Origin of the sequence: Novosphingobium mississippiense (genome assembly GCF_044029535.1) — a bacterium.
Lineage (GTDB): Bacteria > Pseudomonadota > Alphaproteobacteria > Sphingomonadales > Sphingomonadaceae > Novosphingobium.
In genome coordinates this window covers 3,733,062-3,749,780 of sequence record NZ_CP147001.1, presented here as the reverse complement: position 1 = coordinate 3,749,780, position 16,719 = coordinate 3,733,062, and the positions used below count along the sequence as shown (strand labels likewise).

The following is a 16,719-nucleotide window of genomic DNA, read 5'->3' as shown; positions in this document are numbered from 1 at the left end:
TTAGATCGCGGGCGGCGTGGTCTCGAAGCGCTGTTCGCCGATCTGCCCCTTGTGCCGTAAAGCGAAGCGCAGGGCTACGGCGGCCAGCACCGCCGTGGCCACGCCGATCACACCGATCTCCAGGATTCTTTGCGGCGCCCCGCTGACCCACGTCGCGACCATGGCGGCCGCGCCGCACAGCACGACAGTCAACGCTCCCGTCCAATCCACTCCCAGGTTCGGAACGGTCGATGGAGCAGCCTTGGGAATGCCCGAGAGAAGCGCACCGATCATCATCAGAAAATACGCAAGACCGCTATAGTCGCGAAGTCGCTCCTCAAGGTCCGGCATCCGCCAGACGACAAACCACAGCATGACATAGGCGCCAAGCCCCATCCACCCGACCACCGGCGCCGCCCTGCGAACAAGGATGCGAATGCGGAGCCGAATTCTGGGCCAAATTCCGGAGCAGATACCCGCCGTCACTCCTGCACGCCCCCGCGTTGCCGCCTGGCCGCTTCGGCCACCAGCCGGCTGCCGGACCGCTCCGCAGCTTCCCAGACGGCATCGCGCGCGGCAAGGTCGTTCTCCCGCGCCGCCAGCGCCTGCCATGCGACAAGCCGCATCCGATCGCTGGGATGCCGCTCGCCGAAACGCGTGGCGAGGTCCTTCGCCGCTTCCCCACCCAGCGCCACCGCCACGCGCAGGAAACTTTCCGAAGGGCCGTGGCCCAGAAGCTCGGTAATCTCGCCCCGGGCGACGTCGAATGTGTGATGGCTTTCCCAGCCTTGCGCCGGATCGGTGTGGACAAGGTCCACCGAGACCGAAAGCGCTTCCGGCGGCTGGCACAGCAGCACGTCGCGCCGGGCGCGGTAATGGATCAGCCGCCCTTCCTCGAGCGGCCCGCGGCCCACCAGCCGTAAATCGACCCGCTCGCCCACATGACCGATCACCGCTTCCGGGTCGTATTCATAGTCCTCCCCCAGATAGCCGGGGCCGAAATAGCCGAGCGAGAGCACGTCGCCTGCAAAGTCATGCGCCTCGCCATAGCCGCAGGCCGCCGGGCCGCTGGCGCGGTAGACCGCTTCGCGCGGGGACGCCCAGATGCGCGCCCGGATCGAAAAGTCGCCGCGCCCCGGGGGCACCAGCATCACCGTTTGCGGCCCGCCAGCCGCAAGCCCTTCGGCATCGGCAGGCACCGGCGCCAGCCCGGCCAGCAGATCGACCAGCACGTCGCCCAGAAAGTTCCGGTCGTTGCCCAACCGCTGCAGCCAGTTCGCCGCATGCGAAAGGCTGACTTCGTCACGCGGATCGAAGCCCCAACTCGCCAACGCTTCCGTGCATTCGGCCAGCGAGGCCCCGGTCGGATCGCGCCGTGTCATCACCCGCGCCATTGCGCCACCTTTTCCAGTTCTGGCCATTCGACCAGCAGGTCGCGCCGCACGCCTTGCGCCGCTGCAGCCAATGCCGGATCGTCGCCATCGGCCAGTTCGCCCAGCAGCACCAGCCCGGCACGGGTATCCAGTGCCAACACTGCCCGCAGCGCCGACCAGCGCAGCGCGGCCGACTCCGATCCGCTGACGATCCGCCCCAGCGCGGGAACCGCATCGCGGCGGCCCTGGGCCGCCAGCACCGACACCGCCAGTTCCAGCCGGCTATCCTCGATCCGCGCCGGGGCGCGACGAAGCGGCATGCCATCCTCGATCGCCAGTTCGCATATGCCGTCGGCATCCTCGAGACGCCGTTGCAGACGCAGGACGACCAGCGCCCCCTGCGCCGCGCGCACCTGCATCGCCTCGCGCCGGCCATCGCGCTGCAGGACCGTGCCTGGCGTCAACACTAACTCCGATCGTACCACGTGCCCGGGCCGCGCAGGATCGCGCAAGTGGCACGCGGCGGTGCCCGCCCCCGCCATGACCCGCATCCAGGTCTCTACCGGCGCGAATTCGGCGCTATGCGGGATCGGCCGAGCCGCCAAGGCCGCGCCGTCATGAACCGTCACCGCCAGGCTGGCATCCCGCTCACGCGCCAGCAGCAGCGTATGCGCCGTCTTCCGACCGGCATGGCGCAGCGGCAATTGCCCCAATGGGTTTTCGCGGAGAAGCGGCAGGATGGCGTCGACCAGGCCGCCCACCAATCCGTTTGCCAGCCGCTCGGCCAGCGATCCGTCCTTGCCGAAAAGCGCCGCCAATGCCGGACATTCGTCGATCGGCGCGCCGTCCGCAAACCGGCCCAGCGCCGCCAGCACCGGCCCGGCCGCATCGCCCGACCGCCATAACCTCACCGCAGAAGCCAGCCGCCTCTGGCCGCGCTCCCAGTCGATCACGTCCATTCCGAAACCTGTCATCCCCGTCCTGTGCAGTGCCCCTCACGCCCCGGGATGGAATGCGTAAAGGCAATCGAGCAGTTCCGCGCGGTTATCGTCCAGCGAATGCCGGTGCGCGGCGTCGGCGGAGATTCCGAACAGCCCGATCAGATCCTCCAGCTCGGGTATCCGCGAGATGTCGATGCGGGGCAGGATGGGTATCGGAAAATCCGTCTGCTGCACGTTGTCCCTCTTGGCATGGTGTCCGCCGCCGTTCGGACAAAAATGCCCCACGGGAAGGAGTAGCGTGAATTAATTCCTTGCAATTATAAATGGATAATTAACTTCGAATGGACAACCGTTCAAGTCGTCGGCGCGCCTGAATAGATCGTGGTTAATACCCGGTCGGATCTATTGCGGCGCCCGCAGGATGACGATCAGCGCGCCTGAGGCGGCGTCTCCGCCGTGTTCGCCCAGCACGCCGCGCGCGGCATCGGCGCGGGCGCGGTCCAGCACCTCAGGCGCGACGCCGGCCTCATGGAGCACGAGATCCGCCGAACCAAGCAGGCGCGCCTCGCGCAAGGTCAGATCCTCCGGATCCTGGCTGCGCAACTGCAGGTCCACCCGCCCTCCCGCCTCGAGCGGCGCACCGGCCAGCCAGGCATCGACATGGGCGACCGATTCCGTTGCCAAGGGGTCCAACGCCCCGCCCTGCCCCAATGCCGCGTCCAATGCGCGGCGACGGTCGCCGGCGTCGGGAAAACGCGCGCGCAAGGCCGCGCGCGCCGCATGCAGCGCGTGCGCCAACGGCCCCAACGATGGGGGAAGCAGTGCTTCCAGCCGCAGCCTGAGCTGCTTGGCCAGCCCGGCCGAAGCGCCGCCGGTGCCGATCGCCACCAGTACGGGCGAACGGTCGAGCACGGAGGGCACGGTGAAATCGCATAGCGCCGGCCGGTCGACTACATTGACCAGCAGTCCGGCCTGCCGCGCGCGCTGCGCCTCGGCCTCCGCCTCGGCCGCGTCCTCGTGGGCGACGAAGGCCAGCCGGGCGCCGGCGCGGCATCCCGCGTCCAGATCGTCGAACAGCATGGCGCCGGCCCTCGCCACCAGCCGCCGCTTCGCTTCCGCCGCCTCGCCCACCCCAAGCACGATGACGGGGCGATCGAGTACGCGGTGAAACAGGGGCAGGCTGGCGATCATGCCGGCGACCCTAGAGCATTTTACAGTCGGGCGAAATCACCCGGCGGCCCGGTAAGTTCAGCGAAAATGCAGCAAACAAACGACAAATGGCGCGCGATCCCTCCCGATCGGGGCGGATCGCGCGCCCGTTGTCGATCAGGCCTTCAACCAGTCCGGCACGGTTTCGGCGGCCAGGATCGTCGCCGGCTCGATACGCTCGGCCACGATCGCCCACTTGTCGCCGTCCACCATGACTTCCGGCACCAGCGCGCGGCTGTTGTAGGTGTTCGCCATCGTCGCGCCATAGGCACCGGCCGTGCGGAAGATCGCCAGATCGCCCGCGACGACTTCGTCGATCTGCCGCCCCATCGCGAAGGTGTCGGAGCTTTCGCAGATCGGGCCGACGATGTTGGCGGTGACGGTCTTGCCGCTGGGCTTCACGGCCGCGAAGTCGTGCCAGGCATCGTACATGGCGGGGCGGGCAAGATCGTTCATCGCGGCATCGACCACCACGAACGGGTTCACCGTGCCCTGCTTCACGCGCACGACTTCGGTGACGAGCACACCCGAATTGCCGGTGATCACGCGGCCCGGCTCGAACATCAGCGTAACGCCCCAGTCCTTGGCGACCGATGCGACCATCGCGCCGTAATCTTCCGGCGTGGGCAGCACGTCGCTGGCCTTGTAGGGCACGCCAAGGCCGCCGCCGAGGTCCATGTGGGTGACCTTCTGGCCCGCCGCGCGGATCTCTTCCATCAGCGCGCCCATCTTGATGAAGGCCTGCCGCGAGGGTTCGAGGTCCGAAATCTGGCTGCCGATGTGGACGGCAAGGCCGCGCATATCGAGGCCGGGCAGCGCGGAAAGGCGCGCGTAGATGCCGGCGGCGCGATCATAGGCGACGCCGAACTTGTTCTCTGCCTTGCCGGTCGAGATCTTGGCGTGGGTGCGCGCATCGACATCGGGGTTCACGCGAAGCGCGCAAGCCGCCTTGAGGCCCAGCCCCGCCGCGATTTCCGCGAGTTCGACGCCTTCTTCCTCGCTCTCCAGATTGAACTGGCCGATCCCGGCCTTCACCGCCGCCGTCAGTTCGCGGCGCGTCTTGCCAACGCCGGAGAAAACCACGTCCTCCGCCGGGATGCCGGCGGCCAGCGCGCGGTTCATCTCGCCCTCGGAAACCACGTCCGCACCATAGCCTTCGTTGGCCAGCAGGCGCAGCACCGCAAGGTTGGGGTTGGACTTGACCGCAAAGGCGATGTGGACGCTGGGCAGCGCCGAAAGCGCGGCGCGGAAGACGCGCGCATGGCGGCTGAGCGTGGCGCGCGAATAGACGTAGACGGGCGTGCCGACTTCGGCGGCAATGGCGGCCAGCGAGACGTCTTCGGCGAAAAGCTCGCCGTTGTTCAGGGCAAAATGGTCCATGGTTTTCTCGGCGTCAGGAGTTCATTCGGGCGGCGGCAGATCGTAGGGATCGTCCTGCCGTTCCTCGGATCGGGTGCGCAGTTCCACGCTGCGTTCGGGAATGGCCAGCGTGGGCGGCGTCAGCAGTTCCGCCGCCTTGGGCTTGACCTCACGCCCGTAAGGCGCCGGCGGCAACTGCTCGCCCTGTTTGACCGTCAGCTGTGCGCGCTGCCCGCAGCCGGCGAGCGTTGCGGCAAGGACCGGTATCAGGATCAGGGCGGCAGTCTTGCGCATCAAGCTCACTCCAGACCGAGCGCGAGCCGGGCTTCGGCCACGCGCAGGCGTACCTGATCGGGCGCGGTGCCGCCGTGCGACTTGCGCGCGGCGACCGAAGCCTCGACCGAGAGCGCCTTGAATACGCGCTCGTCGATGCGGCTGTCGATGGCCTTCAGGTCTTCCAGCGGCAATTGGTCGAGCGCGACGCCGCGCTGCTCGGCCAGCTTCACCGCCGAACCGGTGATGTGGTGCGCCTCGCGGAAGGGAATGTTGCCTTCGCGCACCAGCCAGTCGGCCAGATCGGTGGCGGTGGCGAAGCCCAGTTCCGCCGCGCCGCGCATGCGATCGGTGCGGAAGCGGGTTTCGGCGACCATGCCGGTCATCGCCGCGATCGACAGCGCCAGCAGGCTGGCCGCCTCGAACACCGGCGGCTTGTCGTCCTGCATGTCCTTCGAATAGGCGAGCGGCAGGCCCTTCATGGTGATCATCAGGCTGGTCAGGCAGCCGACGATCCGGCCCGAATGGCCGCGCACCAGTTCGGCCGCGTCCGGGTTCTTCTTCTGCGGCATGATCGAGCTGCCGGTGGACAGCGAATCGGGCAGCGCGACGAAGCCGAACGGCTGGCTGGCCCAGATGATGAACTCTTCCGCCAGACGCGAGAGGTGCAGCGAGCACTGGCTGGCTGCCATCAGGTAATCGAGCGCGAAGTCGCGGTCCGACACCGAATCGAGGCTGTTGTCGGTGGGCCCGTCGAAGCCCAGTGCCTGCGCGGTCATGTGCCGGTCGATCGGGAAGCCGGTGCCGGCCAGCGCCGCCGCGCCCAACGGGCTGCGGTTCATGCGCTTGCGCGCATCGGCAAAGCGCGAACGGTCGCGGCCGATCATCTCGTAATAGGCCATCAGGTGATGGCCCAGCGTTACCGGCTGCGCGGTCTGCAGATGGGTGAAGCCCGGCATGATCGAATCGGCATGCTCGCCTGCACGAACGACCAGCGCCTTCTGCAGCGCCTCCAGCCCGGCATCGGCCTGATCCATCGCATCGCGTACCCAGAGGCGGAAATCGGTCGCCACCTGGTCGTTGCGCGAACGCGCGGTGTGCAGGCGGCCGGCAGCCGGACCGATGAGTTCCGCCAGGCGGCCCTCTGTGGTCATGTGGATGTCTTCAAGGTCCCAGTTTTCGGGCACGCCACTGGCTTCGTACTCGGCGGCGACCGCGTCCAGACCGTCGCGAATCGCCAGCGCATCGGCGTCGGTAACGACGCCGCAAGCCGCCAGCATCGCGACGTGCGCCTTGCTGGCCGCGATGTCCTGCCGCCACAGTGCCTTGTCGAAGGGGATCGAGGCATTTATCTCGCGCATGATTGCCGACGGTCCTTCCGCGAACCGTCCGCCCCACATCTGGTTGGAGCCTGCCCCCTTGCTGTCGTCCACTTCGCTCAAGTCGCTTGTCCTGTGTTCACTGGCGGGGGCCTCAGCCCTCATGATCGCGGGTTGCGATAAGCAAAGCGGGAAGGAGGCGCAACCGCAGGCGACGGAATCCGTCGCGCAGGCACCCAAACCCACCGACAAGCTGGACCGTTCGCACAAGGGCCAGCCGATCCCCGACGTTACCTTGGTGGACAATACCGGCGAAACCCTCGACCTCGCCTCGCTGAAGGGCAAGCCACTGCTGGTCAACCTCTGGGCCACATGGTGCGCGCCCTGCATCGCCGAGATGCCGACGCTGAACGAATTGGCCGCCAATCCCGATTCGCCGGTGCAAATCCTGCCGATTTCCGAAGACACGGCGGACATGGGCAAAGTGGTGGAGATCCTGCACCGCCGCAAGCTGGACCATATCGAACCCTGGCAGGACGAGCATGGCGACCTTGGCTTCCAGTACGGCGGCAACCTGCCGATCACCGTGCTGTTCGACAGCCAGGGCAAGGAAGTCTGGCGCTTCGTCGGCGGCAACGACTGGACCAGCGACGAGGCGAAGAAGCTGATCGCCGAGGCCAAGTAGGAATTGCGATGCGGCGGCAGGCGCTTTGCCTGCCGCCCGTGGCATGAGACACTACGGCATCCCAGAAGGAGAGTCCCTCATGCAGAACTTCCTCGGACGCGATCCCACCGTGACGGTGATGTTCGCCGTGGCCATGCTGCTGATGCTGTTGATGGGAACCGCAGCGATCTTGATCATGACCGGCGGCCCGGCATTTCTGGGGCTGGCGAAGGTCGCGATGCTGCTGACCGGCGCTTTCGCACTGGTCGGCATCGGTTTCGGCCTGACCCGTACCTTGCACACCCGCACCTTGCGCAAGCGTACCCCGCGCACCTGATTTTTCAGGCGCGATGCGGCCCGAACAGGATGACGGCCGCACCGACCAGGCATAGCGCCACACCGCCCAGATCCCAGCGATCCGGCCGCACGCCCTCCGCCGCCCAGAGCCACAGCAGCGCGAAAGTGATGTAGATGCCGCCATAAGCGGCGTACGCGCGCCCGGCCTGCGAACTGTCCACCAGGGTCAGCAGCCACGCGAACAGCACCAGCGACCCGCAGCCGGGCACCAGCCACAAGGGCGACTTGCCCATGCGCAGCCATGCCCAGAACGAGAAGCACCCGGCGATCTCTGCCAGTGCCGCGCCGAAGTAGATAAGAATGGATTGCATCTGGCCTGCCTAGCGCTGCAAGCCCCCGACGTCTTCCCCGTAAAGCTCAGGCCGGCCGCGATATTTCACCCAGCCTTGATCCCGTCGCCGGATAGCCCTGCGGCACCTGATCGGTGAACCAGATCAGCCGTCCGTGCGCTGCGTCGGGATCGATGGCGAAGCGCGTGGCGGTGTCTCCGATCAGCGGCAAGCCTTGTGCGCGCAGGTTTCGCGCAGTTTCCCCCGCATCGCGGACCTTGAAGACGAGATGGCAGATGCCCTTCACATCGCAGGCATGGGCTGCGACGGCCGAGCCTTCAGCGCCTTCAAGCGCTTCCAGCACGGTATCGCCCATCGCGAAGGCGGCACAGCGTGCCTCGGGCAAATCTCGCGCGCCGATTTCCGGCCATTCGAGCTTTTCCGCAAACAGCGCCCGCGCTTCCTCCAGCGAGGGCGTCGAGACGCCCAGCGCCTGAAGCCCCTCTATGCCGAGCCGATGGTCCGCCGCAGGCCGCCATTCCGGGTCGCGGCGCGGATCGCCCGGCATGTCCTGCCGTACGATTTCCAGCCGCATGCCCAGCGCCTGTCCGCGCGGGACCAGGAAGTAGAACGCCTCCATCCCCGGATCGTAATGTCGCTTGAACCCGCGCGCCGCGAACCAGGCGTCGGCCTCGGCCAGATCGGCGACTTTCAGCGCTACCCCGATCCAGCGATGCGGCGCGGCGGAGCGGCGCAGCATGTCGCCCAGCGGGCTGCCTTCCCGCGCGCCGCCGCCGGCCGGGGCGATCGGGATCAGCATGGCGTCGCCCACCATCAGCAGGCTTTCCTCCCGATCCAGCCCCATCTTCTCCGTCTCGGGCGTGATCAGGATTTCGTGCGCGGTCTGCGCCCCGAACACCTCGCGAAAGAAGGCATCGCAGGCCGGCCGGCCGGCGTTATCGGCCAGCGCCCAGCTTACGTGGACCAGCGGGAACTGCATGGGCGGCCGGGCGCGCTCAGTACGTTTCCGGCGCGCCGGTGCCCATGAACTTGGCAAGGTTCATGTGCAGCGATGCCACCGATCGTTCCATGTAGGGATTGGGCTGCGCGCCCCGGAAACCCAGGTTCTTCATGCCCTGCTGGACGGCGGCCATGTTGGCGAAATCCTGCTGGAGCACCGGCGGCCAGTCGCTGGGCGCGGTGTAATCCCACTCGGTCTCCGGCGCCTCGCCCTCGGGCCAGAGTTCGTAGACGGCGGCTTCGAAAATGCACTTGTCCGGATCGGTGCCGTAGGGCCGCGCCTGATAGCAGAGCATGTTGTTGACCGCGTGGCCGATCTGGAAGTTCGGGAAAATCTGCCAGGCCGTGCCCGCCTGTGCGGTGTGCTGCGGGTCCACTTGCGCCCAGACCACGCCGCGCTCGGCATCTTCCTTGCGCGCGGTGCCGATCCAGTAGGCGGAGACTTCCGCCGCCGGGGTGCCTTCGGGCAGTTCGTCCTTCAGGCGGTTGGCGACGCCGACCAGCGTCATCGTCGTGTTGGTATTGGCGTTGGCCCAGGTGAAATTCTGCATTTCCGCCGTGGTCAGCCGCGGGTCTTCCCCGGCGCCGAGGCGCAGCTTTCCGGAGTCTTCCTCCTGCCCCTTGGGCGCGTCGTAACCGATGTTGGAATGGAGCCCCTGATTGCGCGCCCAGCCGCGGAACTGGCCGAATTCCATGAATTCCGGGTGGGTGGTGGCAACGTGGTAGGTTTCGCAGAAGGCCTCCATCGCGACCTTCCAGTTGCATTCGAACACCACCCACTTGCGCCAGCGCGGGCGCATGTTCTGAAGGCCATAGGGATCGAGCATCCCCGCCGCCGGGTGGAGATAGTCCGCCAGCGGCATCGAATCGGGATCCAGATTGATCCAGATCCAGCCGCCCCAGGTATCGACCTTGACGACACCTAAGTCGGCCTTACCGGCACAGAGATGACCCTGCCAGTCCTCCTGATGCTCCATGTAGGTGTTCGCGCCGTCCAGCCCGAAGGTCCAGCCGTGATAGCCGCAGATGAAGCTGCGACGGGTGCCGCGCGCGTTGCGTTTTCCGGCGGGGGTATCGACTAGCTTGCGCCCGCGATGGGGGCACACATTGTAGAAAGCGTGTATCTCGGTTTCGGAGGCGCGGACCACGATCACCGAATCGTCGATGATGTCGAAAGTGATGAAATCGCCCACTTCCGGAATGTCTTCCAGCCGCCCGGCCTGAAGCCATACCTTGCGCCAGAGCTTGTCGCGTTCCGCCTTGGCGTATTCCGGCGAGATGTAGGCTTCCGCCGGGACGCGGACCGGGACGGTCAGATCCTCGGGAGCCTGCACGATCTTACCTTGCTCACCCATTGCTCTCTTCCCAATTTCGCATCGCGCCGATTTGCGGCCGTTATCCCATTATTCGCACGCAAGGCCAATCGCCGTGGCGCTACCGGGCGCTAGGCGGGGGCAAATTTCAGACTGCGCCGTGGCAGCGTACCGATGGCTAGGCTGCTGGCCGCCATCGTGGCGATCGCCAGATAGAGGAACATTTCGTAGCTGCCCGTGCGGTCATGGATCAGCGCGGCGACCAGCGGGCCGACTGCCGTGCCGATCGAGAGCGCCGCCAGCACACCACCGTAGAGCCCGCCGAAGTTCCTGAGGCCGAAGTGCCGGGTGATCAGGTAGACCACCACGTCGATCTCCGCCCCCAGCGTCAGCCCGATCAGCCCCGAGGCGAGCGCCAACGCCATCAGCGAAGTGCCCGATCCCAGCAGCAGCAGGCAGCCGATCACCGGCAGCATGAACACCGCCGCGCCCACCAGCGAGGCCGGGAAGCGATCGAGCAACACGCCCGTCCCCAGCCGCCCGGCGAGCGAGAACCAGCCGACGAACGAGGCGATCGCCGCCGCCGTCATCGGGTCCGCGCCACGATCGCCCAGGATCGAGACGAAGTGGACGACCACGGCGATGATCGTGAAAGTGAACAGCAGGCTCGCCACGAAAAGCCGGTGGTAGACGCTGGAGCGCAGCCCCTCGCCCAGCGAAACGCCGGGCAGGTCGCGCTTGGCCGGCGCGGTCTCCTTGCGCCGCCCCCGGTCATGCGCGCCGCGAAAGAACAGGAAGATTACCGGCGCCGCGATCACGAACCACAGCCCACCGTGCACCGCGAAGGCCATGCGCCAGCCGAAGGCCTTGATCGCCCAGGTGCCAATGATCGGGAACAGCCCCGCCGCGATCGAGGCGCCGCAGAGCGTGACCGCCAGCGCCATCCCGCGCGAAAGTTCGAACCGGGACGCGACGGCGCTGGTCCAGACCGAGGCCTGCACCGGCAGCGAAACCATCGCGATCAGCCCCCAGAGCAAATACCATTGCGACAGGCTGACCCCGGTCGTGCCCAGCAGCGCGAAGGCCAGGGTCAGCAGTACGATGCCGATCACCCCGAACCGGCGCGGACCGAAGCGATCGACCGCCAGGCCGATGAACACGCCCCCGATGGCTTGAACTAGCGTTGCAATGGTGAGCCCGAAGGTCACTTCGGTGCGGCTCCAGCCCATCGCTTCCGCCACCGGGCCGATATAGGGCCCGATGCCGTAGATATGGATCACGCTGGTGGCGTAGCCGAGCCCCGCCGCCACCGGCACCAGCCCGAACTGCCGCCATTCCTGCCGAGCCGAAGGCAATTCAGTCACCGTAGCGCAGCTCGACTTGCGTCGCTTCGCCATTCGGACCCATCGGCGAATCGTATTCGATGCAGGTGCAGACCGGGTTGGCGTGGCTGGCGAACAGCTTTTCCTCGTCCGCCTTGGTCATCGGCAGGCGCGCGGGATCGCTGATGATCGCCTGCGAGCGTTCGAAGTCGGCGCGGCTGTTCCACCAGATTTCCATCACGCAATCGAAGCCGGGATCGTGCACTTCGCCGGTGATCGGGTTCTTTTCCGGCACCAGATAGCGCCGCACGTAGCGCACCGCGCCGGGGATCGCCGGCTGCGCGCCCATCTTCTTGGAAAGCTGCGAGTGCTGGTTCTCGTAGTAGTCCATGAACTCGTCCATGGTCATATCCGGACGTTTCCGGAAAAAGCAGATCTGCTTGAGCATGATTAGGCTCCTTTGACGATCCGGCGCAGCCGGATCGAAGCGGCACCGGCCCGCTCCCCCACCCGACCACCCATGAGGATACGCTTGTGCGTACTCGGGTGGGGGAGCGGGCCGATGCCGCGGGTTTTCACGAAGACGCCTTCCTGAGTGCGAGAACGGTGCCTTCGAGGTCACCGCAGATCCACACCGTGCCGTCCGGCCCCACGTCGAGCCCGGTCATGTTGCCCATCGGCCCGCACATGTCGCCCACGCCGCCCAGCGGCTTGGGATCGGTGCCTTCGGGCGCGCCGACCGGCAGGCCGGCCGCGATCACTTCGCGCGCGCCGCCGGACAAGTCGCACTGGATCGCTTCGCGGCGCTTCACGTCGAGTACGGTCACGGTGCCATTGCGGATCGCGAGGCCTTCGGGGCGGATAAGATCGTCCAGCACCGTCTCGGCACGTCCACCGACCAGTTTCACCACCCGGCCCGCGCCGCTTTCGGCCACGTAGACGGTGCCGTCCCCGGCCACCGCCACGCCCTTGGGCCGGTCGAGCCCGGAGGCCAGTTCCTCCACCTTGCCATTGTGTACGGAGTGGACCTTGCCTGTGCCGTATTCCGCGAAGACCACCGCGCCGGAGGGGGCCAGCGCCACGCCCATCAGCTGGTCGTAGCCGCTCGCCAAAACCTCGCTGGAAGGCCCGGCAGGATGGAACTTGGCGACTTCGCCGTTGGCGGTGGTGACGATCATCGTCCCCGCACCCGCCGCCGCGACGCCGCGCGAGTAGCCGGGGAAGCTGGGGCTGAACAACATGCCTTCCAGCTTTACCGCCTCCCCCGCGCGGAGCGAGAACACGAAGCCGCCATCGGCAATCCACAGCACGCCGTCCTCGCCCATGGCGACGTCCAGCGGCCATTGCAGGCCCTTCTCGATCAGCGGTTTCACCAGACCGCCCGCCGCCTTGGGCGTGGTGATCTCATGGATGGAGCCGAGGATGTGCGAGATGAACAGGCGGTCGCCCACGAAAGTGCAGTTGTCGAGGCCCGCGCCGATATCGGCCAGCACCGTCTTCGCCCCGGTGCGCGGGTCGATGCGCAGCACCTGACCGCTGGCGACCTGGGTGGAGACGATCATGCCTTCGCTGTCGAACTTCACCGAGTCCGGCACGCCCAGATCGCCGCAGACCACTTCGGGTTCGCCACTGCCGTCCAGATCGATGCGCCAGATCGCGTTCGCGCCCATCACCGGGACGTAGAGCTTGCCGTCGGGGCCGACTTCAAAGGCGTTCGGCATCGGCACGTCATCGGCAATCACGCGCGGCGCGCCGCCGTTCCGATCGAGTTCGAGGATTTGCGATCCCATGCGGCAGCCCGCCGCGATCAGGCGGCCTTGCGAATAGGTGATGGGGTTGGCCACCGGCAGGTCGCCGCAGACCACTTCGCTGCTGCCGTCCGGCCGCAGCATCGTCACGCGGCCCTCGGTGATCTCGGTGGCGTAGAGGTTGCCCGCCTCATCGAAGGCCAGATCGTCCGGCGCGGTGATCGCGCCGCCCATCGGGCTGATGATCTCCACCGCGCCGCTGTCCGGATCGACCGCGCTGATCTGGCTGCCGCCCACCTGGGCGACATAGATGCGTCCGTCCGCGCCGGTGCGCAGGCCATTGGCGCTGTAGAGGCGGGTCGGCGGGGTCAGGCGGTGCAGCATCCAGCCCTCGGAGGGGCAGGCGACCACGCTGCCATGGTTGCGTCCTGCGGGTTCGAGCATCGCGAAAATGTCCTCTCGGCCAGCCGTTTGCAGCCGGTCTTTTCCGCCTGAGCCTATCCAGCGTGTCCGGGGCAGGCAACGCGAGCACCGGGGTGAAGGCCCCTCACAGACACACTATCGCCCCGGCGACGTTCAGGCGACTTTGTTCGATTGCTCCCGCTCATCCCGTGCGCATATTCGACCATCAGACGGAAAAGAGACCGCTTCGTTTTGCGGCCAACCCGGAGAGCTTACCATGGAAGAGATGCGCTTTGCCCCCCTTCGCTTTGATGGCCGCGTTGCTGTGATCACCGGCGCCGGCCGCGGATTGGGTCGGGCCTATGCCCTTTTGCTGGCCGAGCGCGGCGCCAAGGTGGTGGTGAACGATCTGGGCGGCGCGATCCGGGGCGATCTCGACGCGCCGGGCGCGGATGTGAGCGTGGCGCAGCAGGTCGTCAACGAGATCGTGGCGGCAGGCGGCGAAGCCATCGCCAACACCGATTCCGTCGCCACGCCGGAGGGCGGCAAGGCCATCGTCCAGGCCGCGCTCGACACCTGGGGCCGGATCGATGTGCTGGTCCACAATGCCGGCAACGTGCGTTACGGATCGATCCGCGAGCTTTCCAGCGCGGACCTGCACGCGGTGCTCGACGTGCATCTGCTGGGCGCGTTCCACGTGGTGCAGGCCGCGTTCGGGCCGATGTGCGATGCCGGATATGGGCGCATCGTGCTGACCAGTTCGGTCGGCGGGCTCTACGGCAACGAGAACTGCGTGAACTACGGCATCTCCAAGTCGGCGATGCTGGGGCTTTCCAACATCACCGCGCTGGAGGGCGAGGCGCACAACGTGAAGTGCAACGTGATCGTGCCCGGCGCGGTGACGCGCATGGCCGAGGGACTGGATATCTCGCAATACCCGCCGATGGAGCCCGAACTGGTCGCCCCCGTGGTCGGCTGGCTGGCGCATGAGCAGTGCCCGGTGACGGGTGAGCTGATCGCCTCGATGGCGGGCCGCGTGGCGCGCATGTTCGTGGCGGAAACGCGCGGCGTCTATCGCCCGCACTGGACGATCGAGGATGTCGCCGCCGCTTCCGACGCCTTCCACGACAAGAGCGAACTGATCGATTTCGGGCTGCACGGGCATGTCGATCACATCGGGTACAGCTTCAAGATGGCGACCGCAGGCGCGGACGCTTAATGAACAACACTGTTGACAACTAACACGCTGCTGCGCCAGATTCAGCGGTGAGAGGGCGACCGGAGCAGAGTCGCCACCAAGAGGATGCCCATTCGATGGAAATGACCTGCCTCAAGTCCGACGTGCCAAGCCCTGAGGAACTCGACATCCCCGCGCTCAAGGCCAAGTACCGCCAGGAGCGCGACAAGCGCATGCGGCGCGAGGGCGGCGAGCAGTACGTGCGGCCGACCGAGGACTTTTCCGACAACTACGCCCACGATCCGTTCACCCCGGTAGCGGAGCGTGAGGCGCTGGTTGAGGATATCGACGTTGCCATTCTCGGCGCCGGCTTCTCGGGCATTCTGGCGGGCTATCACCTGCACAAGCAGGGCGTTTCCGACGTCCGCAACATCGACCATGCGGGCGGTTTCGGCGGCGTCTGGTACTGGAACCGCTATCCCGGCGTGCAGTGCGACAACGACGCCTACTGCTATCTGCCGTTGCTGGAAGAAACGGGCTTCATGCCCAGCAAGAAGTTCTCCGACGGCTGGGAAATCCAGCAGTACTGTCAGGACATGGCCGAGCGGTTCGATCTTGCCGACAAGGCGCTGTTCCACACGCTGGTCACCGGCATCCGCTGGGATGAGAGCATCAAGCGCTGGCATGTGACCACCAATCGCGGCGACGACATTCGCGCGCGCTTCGTGGTGATGGCGGGCGGCGTGATGAACATGCCCAAGCTGCCCGGCATCCCCGGCATCCACGATTTCAAGGGCAAGATGTTCCACACCAGCCGGTGGGAGCATGACTATACCGGCGGTTCGTGGACCGCGCCGGAGCTGGAAAAGCTGCGCGACAAGCGCGTCGCCATCATCGGCACGGGGGCCACCTCGGTTCAGGCGGTGCCCTATCTCGCCAAGTACGCCAAGCACCTCTACGTGCTGCAGCGCACGCCCTCGAACATTGACGAGCGGCCCAATCCGCCGACTGATGCGCAGTGGGCTGCCTCGCTCCAGCCCGGCTGGCAGCAGGAGCGCATGGCCAACTTCCACCGCGCCGCGCAGCAGTTCTTCATCCCCGGCGAGCCCGACCTGATCTGCGACATCTGGACCGAGATCAGCCGCAACCTTGCCATCGAACTGGGCGAGGAAGGCTGGCCCGCGCTCGATCCGCTGGAATTCATGGACCGCCGCGAAGTCGTGGACTTCCAGGTGATGGAGCGCCTGCGCCGCCGCGTGGATTCGATCGTGGAGGACAAGGATACGGCCGAAAAGCTGAAGCCGTATTTCCGCTTCATGTGCAAGCGGCCGCTGTCCAACAATGACTACTACCCCGCATTCAACCAGCCCAACGTCACGCTGATCGACGTTTCCGGCACGCAGGGCGTGGAGCGGATGACCGAGAAGGGCTTCGTCGCCGACGGCAAGGAATACGAAGTCGACCTGATCATCTTCGCCTCCGGCTTCGAAGTGACCAGCGACCTCAAGCGCCGCTGGGGCATCGACACGGTGGAAGGACGCGGCGGCAAGTCGATCTACGACCACTGGACCAACGGCGCGAGCACGTTCCACGGCGTGATCACCGACGAGTTCCCGGCGATGTTCTACATGGGCTACATCCAGGGCGCGACGAACTCCTCCACCACCGAACAGTTCGGGCGGCAGGCGGAACACATCGCCTTCATGATCGGCGAAACCCAGCGCCGGGGCGCCAGCACGGTTTCCGCCACCAAGGAGGGCGTCGAAGGCTACTGCGCGCACTGCAAGGAGAACGAGGTCGACATGTCCGGCTTCCAGAACGATTGCACGCCCAGCTACTTCAACAACGAGGGCGACAAGGAACTGAAGTGGGCGCTGTTCCGCGGCTACCTGCCCGGCTGGGACGCCTTCCGCGACATGCTGGGCGACTGGCGCAAGAGCGACAGGCATGACGGTGTGAAGTTCGAGGGCTGAGTCTGACACCAGGGCTTCGGG

The 16,719-nt window shown here is 66.6% G+C and carries 18 protein-coding genes; 4 read left to right on the top strand and 14 right to left on the bottom strand.

Annotation, left to right across the window (positions count from 1 at the left end):
• From WBP06_RS17800 to argH, 8 genes are all read right to left on the bottom strand, one after another.
• Positions 1-465, bottom strand: a complete 465-nt coding sequence (locus WBP06_RS17800) for a hypothetical protein (protein ID WP_395330407.1) — start codon at positions 463-465, stop codon at positions 1-3.
• The gene (locus WBP06_RS17795) at positions 462-1,361 is read right to left on the bottom strand and encodes a transposase (RefSeq protein WP_395330405.1); all 900 of its coding nucleotides are present in this window, start codon (positions 1,359-1,361) and stop codon (positions 462-464) included. The genes WBP06_RS17800 and WBP06_RS17795 overlap by 4 nt, the downstream gene beginning before the upstream one ends.
• Positions 1,361-2,326, bottom strand: coding sequence for a hypothetical protein (locus WBP06_RS17790; RefSeq protein ID WP_395330403.1), 966 nt, complete (start codon positions 2,324-2,326; stop codon positions 1,361-1,363). Before WBP06_RS17790 ends, WBP06_RS17795 begins: the two co-directional genes overlap by 1 nt.
• Positions 2,327-2,347: 21 nt before the next feature.
• A complete protein-coding gene (locus WBP06_RS17785) occupies positions 2,348-2,527 on the bottom strand; it encodes a hypothetical protein (protein ID WP_395330401.1) in 180 nt (59 codons plus the stop codon).
• Positions 2,528-2,695: 168 nt separating this feature from the next.
• Positions 2,696-3,484 carry a siroheme synthase gene (locus WBP06_RS17780; RefSeq protein WP_395330399.1) on the bottom strand — a complete coding sequence of 263 codons (789 nt, stop codon included), beginning with the start codon at positions 3,482-3,484 and terminating at the stop codon, positions 2,696-2,698.
• Positions 3,485-3,619: 135 nt separating this feature from the next.
• Positions 3,620-4,882: a diaminopimelate decarboxylase gene (lysA, locus tag WBP06_RS17775; protein WP_395330397.1), complete on the bottom strand. Its 1,263-nt coding sequence runs from the start codon at positions 4,880-4,882 to the stop codon at positions 3,620-3,622.
• Between the two features lie 21 nt (positions 4,883-4,903).
• Complete coding sequence (locus WBP06_RS17770; protein WP_395330395.1) at positions 4,904-5,155, bottom strand: hypothetical protein; 252 nt, start codon at positions 5,153-5,155, stop codon at positions 4,904-4,906.
• Between the two features lie 5 nt (positions 5,156-5,160).
• On the bottom strand, positions 5,161-6,534 hold the full coding sequence (argH, locus tag WBP06_RS17765; protein WP_395334250.1) for an argininosuccinate lyase: 1,374 nt from the start codon (positions 6,532-6,534) through the stop codon (positions 5,161-5,163).
• A gap of 82 nt (positions 6,535-6,616) precedes the next feature.
• Here argH and WBP06_RS17760 point away from each other — a divergent pair, with 82 nt between their 5' ends.
• Both WBP06_RS17760 and WBP06_RS17755 read left to right on the top strand, forming a co-directional pair.
• The gene (locus WBP06_RS17760) at positions 6,617-7,138 is read left to right on the top strand and encodes a TlpA family protein disulfide reductase (protein ID WP_395330393.1); all 522 of its coding nucleotides are present in this window, start codon (positions 6,617-6,619) and stop codon (positions 7,136-7,138) included.
• A 79-nt stretch (positions 7,139-7,217) separates the two neighbouring features.
• Positions 7,218-7,454 carry a hypothetical protein gene (locus tag WBP06_RS17755; RefSeq protein ID WP_395330391.1) on the top strand — a complete coding sequence of 79 codons (237 nt, stop codon included), beginning with the start codon at positions 7,218-7,220 and terminating at the stop codon, positions 7,452-7,454.
• Positions 7,455-7,458: 4 nt separating this feature from the next.
• Here the strand turns inward: WBP06_RS17755 and WBP06_RS17750 are convergent, their stop codons facing one another.
• From WBP06_RS17750 to WBP06_RS17725, 6 genes are all read right to left on the bottom strand, one after another.
• The gene (locus WBP06_RS17750) at positions 7,459-7,785 is read right to left on the bottom strand and encodes a YnfA family protein (RefSeq protein WP_395330389.1); all 327 of its coding nucleotides are present in this window, start codon (positions 7,783-7,785) and stop codon (positions 7,459-7,461) included.
• A 46-nt stretch (positions 7,786-7,831) separates the two neighbouring features.
• Positions 7,832-8,743, bottom strand: a complete 912-nt coding sequence (locus WBP06_RS17745) for a glyoxalase (protein ID WP_395330387.1) — start codon at positions 8,741-8,743, stop codon at positions 7,832-7,834.
• Positions 8,744-8,759: 16 nt separating this feature from the next.
• Positions 8,760-10,118 carry an SRPBCC family protein gene (locus tag WBP06_RS17740; protein ID WP_395330385.1) on the bottom strand — a complete coding sequence of 453 codons (1,359 nt, stop codon included), beginning with the start codon at positions 10,116-10,118 and terminating at the stop codon, positions 8,760-8,762.
• A gap of 89 nt (positions 10,119-10,207) precedes the next feature.
• A complete protein-coding gene (locus tag WBP06_RS17735; protein WP_395330383.1) occupies positions 10,208-11,440 on the bottom strand; it encodes an MFS transporter in 1,233 nt (410 codons plus the stop codon).
• Positions 11,433-11,846 (bottom strand): EthD domain-containing protein, encoded by a 414-nt coding sequence (locus tag WBP06_RS17730; RefSeq protein WP_134093806.1) that lies wholly within the window; start codon positions 11,844-11,846, stop codon positions 11,433-11,435. The genes WBP06_RS17735 and WBP06_RS17730 overlap by 8 nt, the downstream gene beginning before the upstream one ends.
• Before the next feature lie 127 nt (positions 11,847-11,973).
• Entirely contained in the window at positions 11,974-13,590 is a 1,617-nt protein-coding gene (locus WBP06_RS17725; RefSeq protein ID WP_395330381.1) for an SMP-30/gluconolactonase/LRE family protein, read from the bottom strand.
• A gap of 235 nt (positions 13,591-13,825) precedes the next feature.
• Between WBP06_RS17725 and WBP06_RS17720 the strand changes: the two genes are divergently transcribed.
• Entirely contained in the window at positions 13,826-14,767 is a 942-nt protein-coding gene (locus WBP06_RS17720; RefSeq protein ID WP_395330379.1) for an SDR family NAD(P)-dependent oxidoreductase, read from the top strand.
• Between the two features lie 95 nt (positions 14,768-14,862).
• On the top strand, positions 14,863-16,698 hold the full coding sequence (locus WBP06_RS17715) for a flavin-containing monooxygenase (protein WP_395330377.1): 1,836 nt from the start codon (positions 14,863-14,865) through the stop codon (positions 16,696-16,698).
• Positions 16,699-16,719: the final 21 nt, after the last annotated feature.